At 68.6% G+C, this 14,688-nt stretch carries 14 protein-coding genes; 5 read left to right on the top strand and 9 right to left on the bottom strand.

What is annotated here, in order from left to right; all coding sequences use genetic code 11:
• Positions 1–8 precede the first annotated feature (8 nt).
• From GSI01S_RS12870 to GSI01S_RS12855, 4 genes are all read right to left on the bottom strand, one after another.
• The gene (locus tag GSI01S_RS12870) at positions 9–878 is read right to left on the bottom strand and encodes an alpha/beta fold hydrolase (RefSeq protein WP_006897007.1); all 870 of its coding nucleotides are present in this window, start codon (positions 876–878) and stop codon (positions 9–11) included.
• Between the two features lie 11 nt (positions 879–889).
• Positions 890–1,252, bottom strand: a complete 363-nt coding sequence (gene arsC / locus GSI01S_RS12865) for an arsenate reductase (glutaredoxin) (protein ID WP_006897006.1) — start codon at positions 1,250–1,252, stop codon at positions 890–892.
• Positions 1,253–1,299: 47 nt separating this feature from the next.
• Complete coding sequence (locus tag GSI01S_RS12860) at positions 1,300–2,541, bottom strand: NAD(P)/FAD-dependent oxidoreductase (protein WP_006897005.1); 1,242 nt, start codon at positions 2,539–2,541, stop codon at positions 1,300–1,302.
• Positions 2,542–2,638: 97 nt separating this feature from the next.
• Positions 2,639–3,289, bottom strand: a complete 651-nt coding sequence (locus GSI01S_RS12855) for a LysE/ArgO family amino acid transporter (protein WP_006897004.1) — start codon at positions 3,287–3,289, stop codon at positions 2,639–2,641.
• Positions 3,290–3,332: 43 nt separating this feature from the next.
• On the opposite strand from GSI01S_RS12855, the gene GSI01S_RS12850 reads away from it, so the two are divergent.
• A complete protein-coding gene (locus GSI01S_RS12850; RefSeq protein ID WP_006897003.1) occupies positions 3,333–4,289 on the top strand; it encodes a LysR family transcriptional regulator ArgP in 957 nt (318 codons plus the stop codon).
• Between the two features lie 23 nt (positions 4,290–4,312).
• Here GSI01S_RS12850 and GSI01S_RS12845 read toward each other — a convergent pair whose 3' ends face one another.
• Positions 4,313–5,605, bottom strand: a complete 1,293-nt coding sequence (locus GSI01S_RS12845) for an acetyl-CoA C-acetyltransferase (RefSeq protein ID WP_006897002.1) — start codon at positions 5,603–5,605, stop codon at positions 4,313–4,315.
• Between the two features lie 139 nt (positions 5,606–5,744).
• Here GSI01S_RS12845 and GSI01S_RS12840 point away from each other — a divergent pair, with 139 nt between their 5' ends.
• On the top strand, positions 5,745–6,419 hold the full coding sequence (locus GSI01S_RS12840) for a DUF998 domain-containing protein (protein ID WP_006897001.1): 675 nt from the start codon (positions 5,745–5,747) through the stop codon (positions 6,417–6,419).
• On the opposite strand, the gene GSI01S_RS12835 is transcribed toward GSI01S_RS12840, so the two are convergent.
• Complete coding sequence (locus GSI01S_RS12835; RefSeq protein ID WP_006897000.1) at positions 6,416–7,399, bottom strand: hypothetical protein; 984 nt, start codon at positions 7,397–7,399, stop codon at positions 6,416–6,418. The two genes, GSI01S_RS12840 and GSI01S_RS12835, sit on opposite strands and share 4 nt — an antisense overlap.
• A gap of 149 nt (positions 7,400–7,548) precedes the next feature.
• Positions 7,549–8,628, bottom strand: coding sequence for a metallophosphoesterase (locus GSI01S_RS12830; protein ID WP_006896999.1), 1,080 nt, complete (start codon positions 8,626–8,628; stop codon positions 7,549–7,551).
• 162 nt (positions 8,629–8,790) lie between these two features.
• Here GSI01S_RS12830 and GSI01S_RS12825 point away from each other — a divergent pair, with 162 nt between their 5' ends.
• From GSI01S_RS12825 to GSI01S_RS12815, 3 genes are all read left to right on the top strand, one after another.
• Entirely contained in the window at positions 8,791–10,425 is a 1,635-nt protein-coding gene (locus tag GSI01S_RS12825; RefSeq protein ID WP_006896998.1) for an alkaline phosphatase D family protein, read from the top strand.
• Between the two features lie 90 nt (positions 10,426–10,515).
• The gene (locus tag GSI01S_RS12820) at positions 10,516–11,400 is read left to right on the top strand and encodes an SPFH domain-containing protein (RefSeq protein ID WP_006896997.1); all 885 of its coding nucleotides are present in this window, start codon (positions 10,516–10,518) and stop codon (positions 11,398–11,400) included.
• Entirely contained in the window at positions 11,400–11,585 is a 186-nt protein-coding gene (locus tag GSI01S_RS12815; RefSeq protein ID WP_006896996.1) for a type II toxin-antitoxin system antitoxin, read from the top strand. Before GSI01S_RS12820 ends, GSI01S_RS12815 begins: the two co-directional genes overlap by 1 nt.
• 7 nt (positions 11,586–11,592) lie before the next feature.
• On the opposite strand, the gene GSI01S_RS12810 is transcribed toward GSI01S_RS12815, so the two are convergent.
• On the bottom strand, positions 11,593–12,924 hold the full coding sequence (locus GSI01S_RS12810; protein WP_006896995.1) for a family 1 glycosylhydrolase: 1,332 nt from the start codon (positions 12,922–12,924) through the stop codon (positions 11,593–11,595).
• A 93-nt stretch (positions 12,925–13,017) separates the two neighbouring features.
• The gene (locus GSI01S_RS12805; RefSeq protein ID WP_006896994.1) at positions 13,018–14,535 is read right to left on the bottom strand and encodes an HNH endonuclease signature motif containing protein; all 1,518 of its coding nucleotides are present in this window, start codon (positions 14,533–14,535) and stop codon (positions 13,018–13,020) included.
• Positions 14,536–14,688: the final 153 nt, after the last annotated feature.

The raw sequence follows: 14,688 nt of genomic DNA, 5'->3' as shown, positions 1-14,688 counted from the left end.
CCGCGCGGCTACGACGCCGTGACCTTGCGGCAGAACTCGACCAGCAGGGCCGTCGCGCGGCGATCGGGGTCGAGCATGAGCCCGCCGTGCGCGAGTCCGTCGAGTTCGTGGAAGTCGGCGATCGGCATGTGCGACGCGGCTTCGCGACTGCCCGACGGCGGAAAGAAGACGTCGTGCTGGTAGGCGACGACGAGCGCCGGAACGTCGATCGCGGCGAGGCGTTCGGGCGTCGGCTCCTTGGCCAGCATCCATCCGTGAGACGCCGAGAGCTGGCCCTTGAGGCCGTCCGGTGACGCCCACACCGGCTCGCCCGCCGTCAGCACCTCGCGCCAGGCGCGGACGGTCAGGTCGTCGCCGAGCATGCCCGGTCCGAGAGTGGTCATCAGTTGTTCGAAGACGGTGACCGCTTCGGGGATCTCACCGAGCCGCTCGATGAGCCCGAGTTCCATCTCGTTCACCATCTCCCCGATGGCGGACGACCGAAGCCCGGCGATCATTGCGAGACCGCGGATCCGTCCCGGCCACGACGACGCGAGGACCTGGGAGATGTAGCAGCCCATCGAGTAGCCGGCGATGACGGCGTCGTCCACCCCGAAGTGGCCGAGCACGGCGGCGGCGTCATCGGCCATCTCCGGGACCGAGTAGGGCGCGGGCGGCGCGGACGACGGCACGAGTCCGCGCGCCGAGTAGGTGATGACGGAGAACCCCGCCTCCACCAGTGCGGCGGGCACGCCGGTGAACTGCCAGACACCCGCCGGCATGCCGAGCCCGCCGTTGAGAAGAACGGTGGGGCCCTCACCGACGCGTGTGGCGGCGATACGAACGTCGGCGGCTGTCTGGATCAGTTCTGGCTTCGACTCTGGCTTCGACGCGGTCACGACTGCCGACGTTACTCGCGGCCGCGCAGACCCTCGACGATTCGCTGGAGACTCTCCGGCGTTCTCGCCATGACGGTCCCGGCGTCAGTGACGACCAGCGGCCGCTGGATGAGCGACGGGTGCGCGACCATCGCGTCGAGCAGCGCATCGTCGTCGGCTCCGTCGAGACCGAGGTCGGCATACAGCGGCTCCCCGCTCCGGACCGCGTCGCGCACCGATAGGCCCGCGGCCGCGATCAGTTCGGCGAGTGCGTCTCTGTCGGGGGTGTCGGTCAGATACTCCACGACGGTGACGTCGGCGCCGGCGTCGCGCAAGGCGTCGAGGGCGGTGCGGGACTTGCTGCAGCTCGCGTTGTAGTAGATGGTCGCGTCCACCGCGTCGTCCTTTCGGTATGTGTCTGCGGACGAGCGCAGAACGGGTGTCAGATCAGGCTCGACAAGGGTACTTCGGGGTCGGCCAGCGCGGCGGCGTCCACCGGGCGCCGTGCCTGCACCAGGGCTGCGATGTCGTCGCCGGCGTCCCAGATGTTCACGTTCATCCCGGCCAGAACGGTTCCGGCCTCGTCGAGCCAGAAGGCCAGGAACTCCAGCCCGGAGACGTCGCCGCGCGTCACCACGCGCCGGTAGCCCTCGGCGAGGCCCCGGTACTCCATTCCGAGGTCGTACTGATCGGTGAAGAAGTAGGGCATGCGGGTGTACTCGGTGTCGCGCCCGACGATGTTCTCCGCGACCACGGCTGGCTGGTTGAGAGCGTTGGCCCAATGCTCGGTGCGGACCCGCGTCCGCAGGATCGGGTGCATGGCGGCGGCGATGTCGCCGGCCGCGTACACGTCCGCTGCGCTGGTCCGCAGCCGGCTGTCGGTGGCCACCCCGCCGTCGGCGAGCGTGAGCCCGGCGGCTTCGGCGAGCCCGGTCTCGGCCCGGGCTCCGACGGCGATGAGGACCGCGTCGGCCGTGACGGTCGTTCCGTCGTCGAGTTCGAGGCCGGTGGCCCTGCCGTCGGCGACGGTGATCGACGAGACCTTGCGCCCGGTGCGCAGGTCGACACCGTGCGCGCGATGCAGATCGGCGAAGGCAGCGCCGATCTCGGGTCCGAGCGCGGCCCGCAACGGCTGATCGGCGGCCTCCACCACGGTCACCTCCGTGTCGCGACGCCGGGCCGCGGCCGCCACCTCCAGGCCGATCCAGCCTCCGCCGATCACCGCGAGCCGCTTGCCCTCGCCGAAGGTCTCCAGAAGCGCGGACGCCTCGTCCACGGTGCGGAGATAGTGAACGCCCGCCGCGTCGGCGCCGTCGATCGGCGGATGCACGGACGTCGACCCGGTGGCCAGCACCAGTGCGGAGTAGGCGACGGCACCGCCGTCGCTGAGACGCACGGTCCGCGATGCGGTGTCGACGGACTCGGCGCGCACGCCCAACCTCAGGTCGACGTCGTTATCTGCGTACCAGGCCTCGTCGTGGACGGTGAACTCCGGCAGCGACTTGCTTCCGGCGAGGAACTCCTTCGACAGCGGTGGGCGCTCATAGGGTGCGACGCGCTCGGCGGCGATCAGCACCACGCCGCCGGAGTATCCGTTCTCCCGCAATTGCTCGGCGGTCTTCGCTCCGGCGAGCCCGCCGCCGATGATCACGACGGGGTCGGAGGGTCGGTTCGGTCCGGTCATCTCACTTCTCCTCACTTCGCCTGTACAGCCGAGTCTAGAGACGTCCGGTGCGCGGGGAGAGGTGTACAGCGACGTCGTCTGGCGCGCTGCGTGCGACTCAGGCTCCGGCGATCAGCATCACGCCGAGAGCGGCCATCACGGCGGCGATCGCGGTGTCGAGGACGCGCCACGCGCGCGCAGAGGCGAACACCGGCGCCATCCGCCGGGCGCCGAGGCCCAGCATCAGAAACCAGATCAGGGATGCCGTGCATGCGCCGATCGTGAACGACCACTTGGCGCCGCCGTGACTGTTGGCGATCGATCCGAGGGTGAGAACCGTGTCGAGGTAAGTGTGGGGGTTGAGCCAGGTCAGAGCGAGTGCGGTGCCCAGTGCAGCCCACAGCCCCACGGTCCGTCCGGAGCCGGAGTGCGCGGGTCCGGAGCCAGGGCGAAGAGCGCGCCGCGCGGCGAGGGCGGCCAAGACGAGCAAGTAGCCGCCGCCGACGAACTCAGCGATCGCGACGGCGCTCGGATGAGCGGAGACCAAGGCGCCGAGCCCCGCCGTTCCCGCGCTGATCAGGACGATGTCGGAGACCACGCAGACCGCGATCACCGGGAGTACGTAGGCACCACTCACGCCTTGCCGGATGACATAGATGTTCTGCGGTCCGATCGCGATGATGAGGCCGGCGCCGGTCACGAGGCCGGCGAGCGCGGCGAGAAGGTACGTGCTGATCACGTGAGTCCACGCTAGGAACGTCGACCTCATTAGTCCAACAAATGATTCTTAGTAAAGATTAGAATGACTTAATATGGAGTTTCCGGTTGAAGGACTCGTGACGCTGGCCACCGTCCTCCGTGAGGGCACATTCGAGGCGGCGGCGGCATCGCTGCACGTCACGCCGTCCGCGGTGAGCCAGCGGATCAAGGCGCTGGAGCAGTCGGTGGGGAGAGTGCTGGTGCGCCGCACCAAGCCCGCGACGCCGACCGTCGACGGCGAGGTGCTCGCCCGGCTCGGCGAACAGTGGGAGGTCCTGGTGGCCGAGGCCCGGGGCGCGCTGATCGGGACCGCGCCGGAGTTCGACGGCGACCCAAGGCATCTGCCGCGGGTGGAGCTGTCGATCGCCTGCAACGCCGACTCGTTGGCGACGTGGTTCCTTCCGGTGCTCGCCGAACTCCACCGCGAGCACGCCGTCTCGATCGACGTCAACCGTGACGACGAGTCGATCACCACCGCGCTGCTTCGGTCGGGCGACGTGATCGGGGCCGTCACCTCCGACCCGGTCGGTGTGCGGGGCTGCGAGACCATCGAACTCGGTTCCCTGCGGTACTTCGCGGTCGCTTCGCCGGAGTTCATCGAGTACTGGCTGCCCCACGGCGTACGGGCCCGAGACATGCGCTACGCGCCGATGGTGATGTTCGACAGCAACGACCATTTGCAGATCAAAACGCTGAAACAGCTCGTCGCCGAACCGATCTCACCGCCCGTCCACTACATTCCGGCGGCCGCGGAGTACCGGCGGGCCATCGCCGCCGGCATCGGTTGGGGAGCGGTTCCCGAAGTGGATCTCGACGACGAGCACACCGGGCGAGACCTGGTGAAACTGTCGCAGACGCCGGTCGACGTACCGCTGTTCTGGCAGTACTGGAAGCTGCGGTCGCCGGCCGTGACCGCGCTCACCGAGATCATCGTCGCGCACGCGCGGGCCGGCCTGGTGCCACGCCGTCGCGCGACCGCCGTGCAGGCCCGCCCGTCGGGCAGCCGCTGAGCGCGTCCGCCGACCGCGGTCGGTCAGCCGGCCGATTCCAGAATCATGGTGACGGCCATGCCGCTGCCCGCGCAGATCGAGACCAGCGCGCGCGAGCCCGGTTGGGAGGCGAGGAGTTTGGCGACCGTTGCGACGATGCGGCCGCCGGTGGCGCCGAAGGGATGACCGGTGGCCAGCGAGCCGCCGCACACATTGAGGCGGCTGCGGTCGATCTCGCCGAGTGCCCGGTCGCGGCCCAGAGCCGTCCGGCAGAACTCATCGTCGTTCCAGGCGGCCAGCGTCGAGAGCACCTGAGAGGCGAATGCCTCGTGGATCTCGTAGAAGTCGAAGTCCTGCAGGGCGAGGCCGTTGCGGCGCAGCAGTTCGTCGACCGCGTACACCGGCGCCATCAGCACGCCCTGCGTCTTCGGGTCGCCGTCCACGTAGTCGACCGCCCAGCTCTGTGCGTCCACCAGCCGGGCGAGCGGGGTCAGATCGCGGCTCTGCGCCCACGCGGCCGTGCCCATCAGGACCGACGACGCCCCGTCGGTCAGCGTGGTCGAGTTCGCCGGCGTCATCGTGCCGTCGGGCCCGCCGAAACACGGTGCGAGCGCCGCGACCCGTTCGGCGGTCAGACCGCGTCGCAGGTTGTCGTCCTCGGCGAGCCCGGCGAACGGGGTCAGCAGGTCGTCGAAGAATCCGTCGTCGTAGGCCCGCGCCAGATTGTGGTGGGAGTCGAGCGCGATGCGGTCCTGGTCGGCGCGAGTGACGTTCCACGCCGCGCCGGTCACCGCCTGGGCGGCACCGGGAACGAGGTTGGTTCGGCGCTCGGCGGGGCTGGGGACGTCGAAGTCCAATGACAGCGGGATCTGCACGGCCTCGCGCAGGCGGTCGGGGAGGCTGCGGGCAGCGTTGACCCGGACGAGCCGGTTGCGCAGCCGAGGACCGAATCCGATCGGCGGATCGGAGGTGGTGTCGGCACCGCATGCGACGCCGGACTCGATCTGGCTGCACGCGATCTTGTTCGCGATGTGAACCACGGCCTGGCCTCCGGTGGCGCACTGCTGCTGCACGTCCACGGTGGGAGTAGCCCGCGACAGCGGGGTGTCGAGAAGGCTTTCGCGGGTGAGGCTGTGGTCGCGGGCGAGCTTGACGACAGCGCCGCCGGCCACCCCGCCCAGGCGTACGTCGTGGAGACCGAAGCGGTCGACGAGGCCGTTCAACGCGGCGGTGAGCATCGTCTGGTTCGTCTCGCCCAGGTAGGCGCCGTTGGAACGAGCGAAGGGGATCCGGTTACCGCCCAGGACATAGACGTTCTGGAGTTCGCGAGGTGACATGGTCCAGAAAGCTACCATCAGCCGATGTAAACGTTCGAGGGGCCGTCGACGGGACTCGGCGCGAACCGGTCGGGCGCCGACCTCGGTAGACTCCGACGTCGTGCACGGATTACGAGCCAGATCCGCCTTCGTCGGCGCGATGCTGGTGTTGGCGGGGGTCTGCTACTCGTCGTGGGTGCTCGACCTGTTCCTGCATTCCGGACTCGATCCGATGCGCTCGTTCCTGTCCGAGCTCGACAGCGGCCACATGCCGCACCGCGATGTCTACGTGACTGGCGACGTGCTGACCGGGGTCTTCTCGCTGCTCGCCGCGTTCGGCCTCCGTTGGCCGCCGTCGCTGGTGCGCAACAGGTTCTCGATCACCGCCGCGGTGGCGATCGGCGCGTTCGGTGCGTCGACCATCGCCGACGCGCTGATGCCGATCGAGTGTCTGGCCGGTCGCGACCCGGGGTGCCCATCCGAGTCACGCGGCCTGCTGCCGCAGTTGCAGCACGTTCACGCCCTCACGAGCTCGCTCGCGGTGTTCGCGATCTTCGTGGCGATGGTCGCGGCGTCATTGGCGGCCTGGCGGCGGGGCGACTGGGCGTGGCTGCGTTACGGGGGCGGTCTGGTCTTCGCCGTCGTCGTGCTCGCGACCGTCTGGATGCTGGCCGCCGACCGGCTCGGCGGCGACTACCGGCTGGGACTGGCCCAGCGGATCCAGGTCGGCGGGATGAGCCTGTGGCTGGCGTTCTGGGGCGTCGCGATCGCCCGGTGGGGACGCGGCGCGCGTGCCGCCTCCGCGAACTCGGCGGACGACGGCACCGCAGGCTAACGGCCCTTGGGTCGCGTCTCGCCGCGCAGCCAGGCCGGGATGTCGGTCTCCAGTCGCGGCCGGGCGGGATCCATCACGACGCGGACCACATCGCTGTTCAGGCGCGGCACCATCCGCGCACCGAGGAGATCGTGCACCGCGTCCGGAACGTCGACCACCGAGCCGACCACACCGACGAGGTCGCCGAGTGATTCGCCGAAGGGATTCACCAGGCTCACGTCGAGCGGGTTCTTGACCGAGAGAGCGATCGGGCCGTCGTCGTGCTGCGTCCGCTGGAACAGGAATCCCACGCTGGTGCAGGAGTCGGTCACCGAGTTTCCGGAGCGGACCTCGGCGGTGCCGAAGGCCGCCGTACAGATCGCGCCGTTGCCGGGCCCCTTGCCACTGCTCGCCGAGGTGACCCCGCCGAACGCCGTGGTCGTCGTGGTGCGTCCGCGGGCGTCGGCGGTGCTGAAGGCGAGTGCCGCGGGGAGGGCGGTGGCCTCGGCGCGCGCGCCCGTCACCGTTGCCACCGCCACGGAGGCTCCGAGCACCGTCGCATTGGCCGAGGCCTTTCCGCCGAGGAGACCGGCGGCGACACCGAGGCTCAGCACATTGGCGAGCGAATGCGCCTCACCGCCGGTGACCGCGATCGCGGCGGTGATCCCGCCGCCCGCGATGGAGGCCTTGGTCGGCAGTGCCGGACCGACGGCGATCGCCTGGTTGAGGTCCCGCAGGATCGGTTCCTGACCGAACAGGCGGAGCAACCCGTCACCCAGTGCCGCCGTGACCGGTGCCGCCCGTTTGCAGTCGGCGGTGATCGGGATCAGGACGTTGCCGTTGATCGGATTGCGGATGCTCGCATCGGCCGATTCACCGGGTGCGCATGTCGCCGATACCCCCGGAGTCGACGCCGCGTGCGCCGGTGCCGCTGACGCGCCTGCGGCGACGATGGCCACGGCGGAGGCGGCCAGGATCCGTCGAGTCGTGAGCTTGGACATCTGAAGCCTCCCCTGGTCGGCGACCCGCGACGAGATGCGACGAACGACTGAGATGGATTGCTTGAAACTAGCGCCGTCAGTCGGTCGGGGGAGGGGTTTTCAGCGAAAAGTCCGATGGATCGGGACTGTGCGGTGTAGGTACTTCGACGTCAGCGTCGGTACGTCGTGGTGAAGGCCTCCGTCGGCCCGGACGCGTTCGCGGCCACTTCGTGGGCCGTCAGAACCACCGATGTGGAATCGATCGCGAGCGTCATGAATCCGCGGTCGCGGTAGTTCTCGTACTTGGCCCGGAAGCGGCCGGCGGAGCGGCCGTTCACCGACTTCGCCGCGGCCCCGGACACGATCTGGCGCGTGCCCTTGAGTCCGGAGACGTTCTCGAGGACCTGCTGGCTGTGATCGTGTCCGGAGAACAGGAAGTGCGCGCGGCCCGCGACGTGCTTCTCGATGAACCGCTTCATCTCCACGCCGTTCAGCGGGGCCGGGAGGCCGTCGAAGTCGCCTGCCGGCCCGTGTGGTCCGTTGTTCGCGTACGGGTGATGGGTGCAGACGATCTTCCAAGGTGCAGTCGAAGTCCGCAGCGCGCGGTCGAGCCATGCCGCCTGGCGCGTCATGTAGTGGCCGCCGGGCTCCCACTCGGGGGACAGGAAGGGCGGAATGTAGGCGGCGAGGGGGTTCATGTCGAGGACGAAGACGTCGGCGACGCCGAGCGGGACGCTGTAATAGCGCGCGGGCATGTACCAGCGGCGGGAGCGCCGGTGGTAGGCCACCTCGGCGTCGCCGCGCAGCAGCCAGCCGCCGTCGCCGGGGAACACGGCGGTGTTGTCGTGATTGCCGAGCGTCATCAGCCACGGGAAGTCGAGACCGGCGTTCGGCTTCTCGAACTTGGTGGTGAATTGATGGTCGTCCGGGCCCTTCGGGCCGGTCTCGTAGATGTTGTCGCCGAGACCGAGGGCGAGGTCGAACGGAGTGGTCGCGTGGATCCTCCGAGCGGCGGCGGTTACCGCGTACTGGGGCTTCTCGCCGGTGCCCGCGTCGCCGGTCACCAGGACGTGGAGGCTCGACGCCTTCGACGGGAGGGGGAAGCGGGACGCCGCGGAGGCGGTTCCGGCTCCCCGGGCGGTGGATCCCAGTGCTCCGAGGCCGGCGGCCGCGCCGGTGGCGGCGGCGCCCGCGAGGAAGGTGCGTCGATTGAGGCCGCGGCGGTGCGGCTGGGGGCTGTTGTCGGTCATGGGCGTGATGGTTCCACGTCTACGTGAACGAAAGGTGTTCGATTCCAGCACTATTCGCCATGTCGGCGCCGACTTGCGTTTACTGACGAGTAACCTGTCTCTGCCAGCCTTCTCGCGATGTCTGAGAAACGAACCTCCCTCCCAGTCTCCCGGCGTGCCTTCATGGGCGCCGCCGGGGCCGGCGCGCTGGCCCTCGGTGTTCCCTCTGTCGTCGCGGCGGGTGACGCCCGGGGCGCGCCCGGCCCGCGGGCGGCGTTCCAGCACGGAGTGGCCTCCGGCGATCCGCTGCCGAACGGTGTCATCCTCTGGACGCGCGTCACTCCGACCGCGGAGGCGACGCCCGGCTCCGGACGCGGGCCGTCGTCGAATCTGGTCTGGGAGATGTCGGCGGACGAGCACTTCGGATCGACGGTCGCCTCGGGCTCGGTCACCACCGACGCCTCACGCGATCACACGGTGAAGGTCGACGTCGGCGGACTCGCGCCGGCCCGCGTCTACTGGTACCGGTTCCGGGTCACCGGAGGGCCGGCTGCGGGCGCCGTGTCGCCGGTCGGCCGCACCAAGACCGCGCCCGCCACCGACGCCGATGTCGCGAAGGCTCGCTTCGGAGTCGTGAGCTGCTCCAACTGGGAGGCGGGCTATTTCGCTGCCTATCGGCACCTGGCCCAGCGGACGGAGCTCGACGCCGTCATTCATCTCGGTGATTACATCTACGAGTACGGCGCAGGCGAATACGGCGGGAAGAACGGCCCGGTGCGGATCCACCGCCCGGCGCACGACATCGTCTCGCTGGCGGACTACCGCATCCGACACGGCCAGTACAAGACCGACCCCGACCTGCAGCAACTGCATCGCGCGCTCCCGTTCATCGCGACCTGGGACGATCACGAGACCGCCGACAACTCGTATCGCTCGGGGGCGGAGAATCACGATCCCGCCAGGCAGGGGTCGTGGGCGGCACGAAAGGCCAACGCGGACAAGGCGTATTACGAGTGGATGCCGGTTCGGCCGGTCGTCTCGGCGAACAACCGGCACATCTACCGGCGATTGCGTTACGGCAGGCTGCTCGAGTTGTCGATGCTCGATCTGCGGACCTATCGGGACCGCGAGGCGTCGAGGTTCAGCAAGCAGTCCGACGCCGGCGCCACCACGATCACCGGTCGTGCGCAGATGGAGTGGGTCACCGGCGGCATCGTCACCTCCACCACCCGATGGCAGCTCATCGGCAACTCCGTGATGATCTCGCCGGTGCTGTTGCCGCCGCTGAACCCGGACACGACCAAGGCGATCACCGATCTGATCGGTGTTCCGGAGAACGGCGTGCCCTTCAACACCGACCAGTGGGACGGTTATACGAAGGATCGGGCGCGACTGCTCGACGCCGCCGACCGCGCGGGCAAGAAGAATCTGGTCTTCCTCACCGGCGACATCCACATGTCGTGGGCCAATGAGATTCCGCGCAAGCCCGCCGACTATCCGGGCGCGGGCACACTCGGCACGGAGTTCGTGGTGACCTCGGTGACGTCGAACAATCTCGACGACATGGTGAAGGCGCCCGAGCACACGGTCGGGAACGCCGCCGCGGCCGCCATCACGGCGACGAATCGGCACGCCCGCTGGGTCGACACGGACGCCCACGGGTACGGGGTGCTGACCGTCGATCCCGCAGCGGCCCAGATGGACTGGTACTCGCTCAACGACCGCGCCGACCGGCACACCGGCGAGTATCACGCGCAGTCGTGGAAGGTGCGCTCCGGAACCCGCCGCATGACCAAGGTCTCCGGCCCGGCGAGCTGACTCATGCGATCAGCCGTGCCGCTGATAGCTCAGTGATATCATCCTGCTAGTGGTGGACGACCGGTCCGCCGTCGACGGGAGGGTGTCGCTGTGGACTTTCGGAATGCATGGCGGACCAACGGGTTCATCGGTCTGCTCGGATCGCTGGTGGTGGTGATCGCCTGCGTGGTGGCGGTGATCGCGACCATCGCAGCGGTGTCGGACGGGGCGTCGCCCGCGCTCATCGTCGTCACCGTGCTCGCGGTGATCGTGGGCTTCGCGGCCCTGCTGACGATGACCGGTCTGACGACGGTCAGCCCCAACGAGGCCAAGGTGCTGCAGTTCTTCGGCCGCTACATCGGTTCGGTGAGCGACGCGGGCTTCTTCCTCGTGACGCCGCTGACCGATCGCCGGACCATCTCGCTGCGTATCCGCAACTTCGAGACTCAGAAGCTCAAGGTCAACGATGCGGACGGCAATCCGGTCGAGATCGCGGCGGTGGTGGTCTATCGCGTCGTCGACAGTTTCAAGGCGGCGTTCGCGGTCGACGACTACGAGGAGTACGTCGCCATCCAGTCGGAGGCGGCGGTACGTCATCTGGCTACGAGCTATCCGTACGACTCGCATCAGACCGACACCATCAGCCTGCGCGACGGTGCCACCATCGCGGAGGAGATGACCGTCGAACTGCGTGAGCGCACCCAGATGGCGGGCATCGAGATCATCGAGGCTCGGATCACGCACCTGGCCTACGCGCCCGAGATCGCGCAGGCGATGCTCGTCCGACAGCAGGCCGCGCAGGTGGTGGCGGCGCGTCAGCAGATCGTCGAGGGTGCGGTGGGGATGGTCGGTCTCGCGCTCGACCGGCTCGCCGAACAGGGCGTCGTCGAGCTGGACGAGGAGCGTCGCGCGGCGATGGTCTCGAATCTGCTGGTGGTGCTGTGCGGTGACCGTGCCACGCAGCCGGTGGTCAACGCGGGAACCCTGTACGCCTGATGACCGAGCAGTCGGGCGCTTCCCGTCCGGCGAAGCGCGAGCAGAAGAAGGTGCTGCTGCGGCTGGACCCGGACGTGCATGCGGCGATCGCCAAATGGGCGGCGGACGACCTGCGCAGCGTCAACGGTCAGCTCGAGTACGCGCTTCGGTTGGCACTGAAGCAGGCCGGGCGGTGGCCGGATTGAGTGCCGGTCATCGTGCGGGCATCAGGCAGCTGGCCGGCGCTGCCACCAGTGAGCACACGGTCGCGGGACGGGTCGGCCGGTAGCGCGTCCCGACGCCGCCCTCGGCGGTGATGCCACGGAAGGCGGTCACGGCGTCGGTGGGGATCCGCCGGAGCGTGGGATCGGTCTTGACGTTCACGGTGTAGAGACCGAATCTCGGTGTGTAGCTGCCCCATTCGTAGTTGTCGGTGAGACTCCAGTAGTTCATGCCGATCACCGGGAGTCCGTCGCGGCGGGCGCGCTGGATCCAGTAGACGAGGTCGCGGAGATGGTCGGCGCGCCGGTACCCGTCCGGCCGGGGCTTGCCGTTCTCGGTGGCCATGCCCGCCTCCACGACGTAGAGCGGCTTGCCCGGGAAGCGGTGCGCCATGTCGCGGAGCGCGTAGTACACGCCGTCGGTCGCCGCCGCCGCCTTCCAGAACTCGCTCGTCGCGGCGTACACGGCCGTGGGGTCGGTCGGGGAGATGGAGTAGTAATAATCGAGTCCGACGTAGTCGAGCTGGTTGCGGATGCGGTTGAGGAAGGCCTGGTCGAGGCCGGGCTCGATGGTCGGAATGTAGGCGACATTGGAGCTGACCTGGGCGCCAGGGTCTTTGGCGTGAATGTATCGGTAGATGGTCTGGTGGGCCTTGACGAGTCTGTCGACCATCAGCGTCACCGATTTCTTCGGTATGCCACCGTATTGGACCTCTTTCAGGACGTACGCGGCCGGTTCGTTGATCGTGATCCAGAGCGGGTGGTACTTGGCGTACCGGTCGACGACGATCCGGTTGTGCCGCAGCCAGGCGTCGAGTGTGGCGGGGTCGGACCATCCGCCGCGGTCGGCGATCCAACCCGGGTACACCCAGTGGTCGAGGGTGATCATCGGCCGCATTCCCGCGGCGACGATGGTGCGCACGACGTCGTCGTAGTAGTCGAGTTCTCGTGCAGCCAGGTGGCCGGGGCGCGGTTCGATGCGGGCCCATTCGATGCCGATGCGGTAGACCTTGGCGCCGAGGCTCTTCGCCAGCGCTATGTCTGATGCGTAGCGATGCCGGAAATCGACGGACGTCCCGATCGGATCGTCGGTCGCACCCTTCGCGATGTAGCGAGTCCAGTTGCTGTCGGGGGAGTCGCCTTCGGACTGGAAACCGGAGGAGGCGACACCCCAGAGGAACGTGGACGGCAGTGAGCCGGCCGGCTTGGCCTCGGCGGAGGCGGTGAGACTGGACGGGATCGCCGGGGTCAGTGCGGCACTCAACGCGAGCGCGAGGGCGAGAGCCGCAGCCAGGAGCAGAGCAGGATTGACTCGGACCGACATGGCGCGACGGCGCGACGGATGAGCCCCTCCCATGAGTGTGACGATAGTCTCATTTCGGGGGAAGTGGCCGCATTCGCGGTCCCGCGCGCCCGATCAGGCCGCGTGGTACGGACGGGATCCGGCTCTCGGCTGTGCGGGTTGCGTCTGCGGAGGTGGCTGGGGGAGTTCTCGTGGGTACAGGTGCCGTGCTTGTCCGGCGTGGTGGATGGGGTTCAGGCGCCAGGGGTGATTGGTGGTGGCTGGTCGCCAGGCCATGCGTCCGGCATCGGGTCCGTCGGTGAGGGTGGTGGTCTCCCATTGGCCGCGGTTGGTGCCGACGGCGCGGTTGTGGCGCCCGCACGCGGCGCCGAGAGCGTCGATGTCGGTGCGCCCTCCCGGGGTGATCCAGTCCGGTGCGTGATGGGCCTGAGTCTGCGCGAACGGGCGGTCGCAGCCAGGGGCGGTGCAGCCGCGGTCGCGGGCGAACAACGCCAACCGCTGCGCCTTGCTCGCACACCGCGCACCGCGGCCCTGGTAGAGGACCTCGCTGGTGTGATTCCGGAAGACCGCCAAATGCGGCACAGCCTCGGCGGCGAGCCGCACGAGTTCGCCGATCGGAACGCGGGTGCCGGTGGCGGTCAACGCGATTCCGGCGTGGGCGGCGAGTTCCTGGTCGGTGACGGTGATGACCAACTCGGCTGGTATCCGGTTCGGTGCACCGAGTCCACCGTGGGCGAGAACGTAATCACACAACGCCAGCAACGCATCGTGTGTGCGCTGAGCGGCACTGCGCAGATCCCGACCCCGCGCCGCCGCCAAAGCCTCGGCGTCGATGCCGTCGGCGTCAATGGTTCCAGTCGGCGAATCCGGGTCGGCGGGATTGTTCATCCCGGGTGCGGCCCAGGCGGTCAAGATCACCTCGAACTTCGCCCGCAACTCCGGAGTCATCGCGCCGCGCACTTTGCTCATGAGTTGTCGGTCTTGCGGGAGGATGGTGATTCCGCGTTGGCGTTGCCGGTCGACGTGATCGCTTTCCTGACCGTCGGGGTCCAGGTGAGCGAGCAGGCGGTCACCGACCTTGCCCAGATCATCCGGATTCAGTCCGGCCGCAGCGTGAGCGAGTTCGGCTTCGGCGCGGGCTTTGACCTCCGGCGAGATGCAGGCCGGTACTTTCGCCAGCACCGCGGAGATCACCAACGCGTGTTCGGCGCCGACGGTCCCGGCCGCGACCGCGGCGGCGGTGGCGGGCTTGCGTGGAGGCAGGGTTTCACCTTGGAAGTTGGAGAACTCGCCGATGGTCTCGGTCATCCGGAGCCGTCGACCCGCTTCGCGGATTCCCAGCCGCAGCCCTTGTGAGAGGTATTGGTGCGGATTCAGATAGCCGGCGGTGCGGTGCGCGTTGCGGTCGGAGACCTCCACCAGGAGTGCTGCGGAGATGCCGTCCCAGCGTCGCCGGATGCGTTCGGCGGTCTGTGTGTGGGCCAGCAGTTCCGGTTCGGTCTCCGGTGACAGGGAGGTCTCGGCGAGTTTGACCGCCGCGGCATCGATCAGGGCGAGTAGTTCGGCGGGCCGCCCCGGCAGCGCGCCGGTGGCGACGACAGTCGCGATCGAATCGGTGATCGGATCGGTCATCGCTGCCACCTCCCCCGAGTGTTTCAGCTGTTCAAACCATGTTTTCTTGAATACCTGAACGCTATCACTCAGGTCCGACAAAACTGGTCCGTGAGCGGTCGGTGGAGATGTCGGAAATCTTCAAGACCTCGGGAGTGTGTGGTCGTACCGTCG

Source organism: Gordonia sihwensis NBRC 108236 (assembly GCF_000333035.1).
GTDB classification, from domain to species: domain Bacteria; phylum Actinomycetota; class Actinomycetes; order Mycobacteriales; family Mycobacteriaceae; genus Gordonia; species Gordonia sihwensis.
Note: the sequence above shows the minus strand (reverse complement) of the source record. Positions and strands in the feature narration are given on the sequence as shown.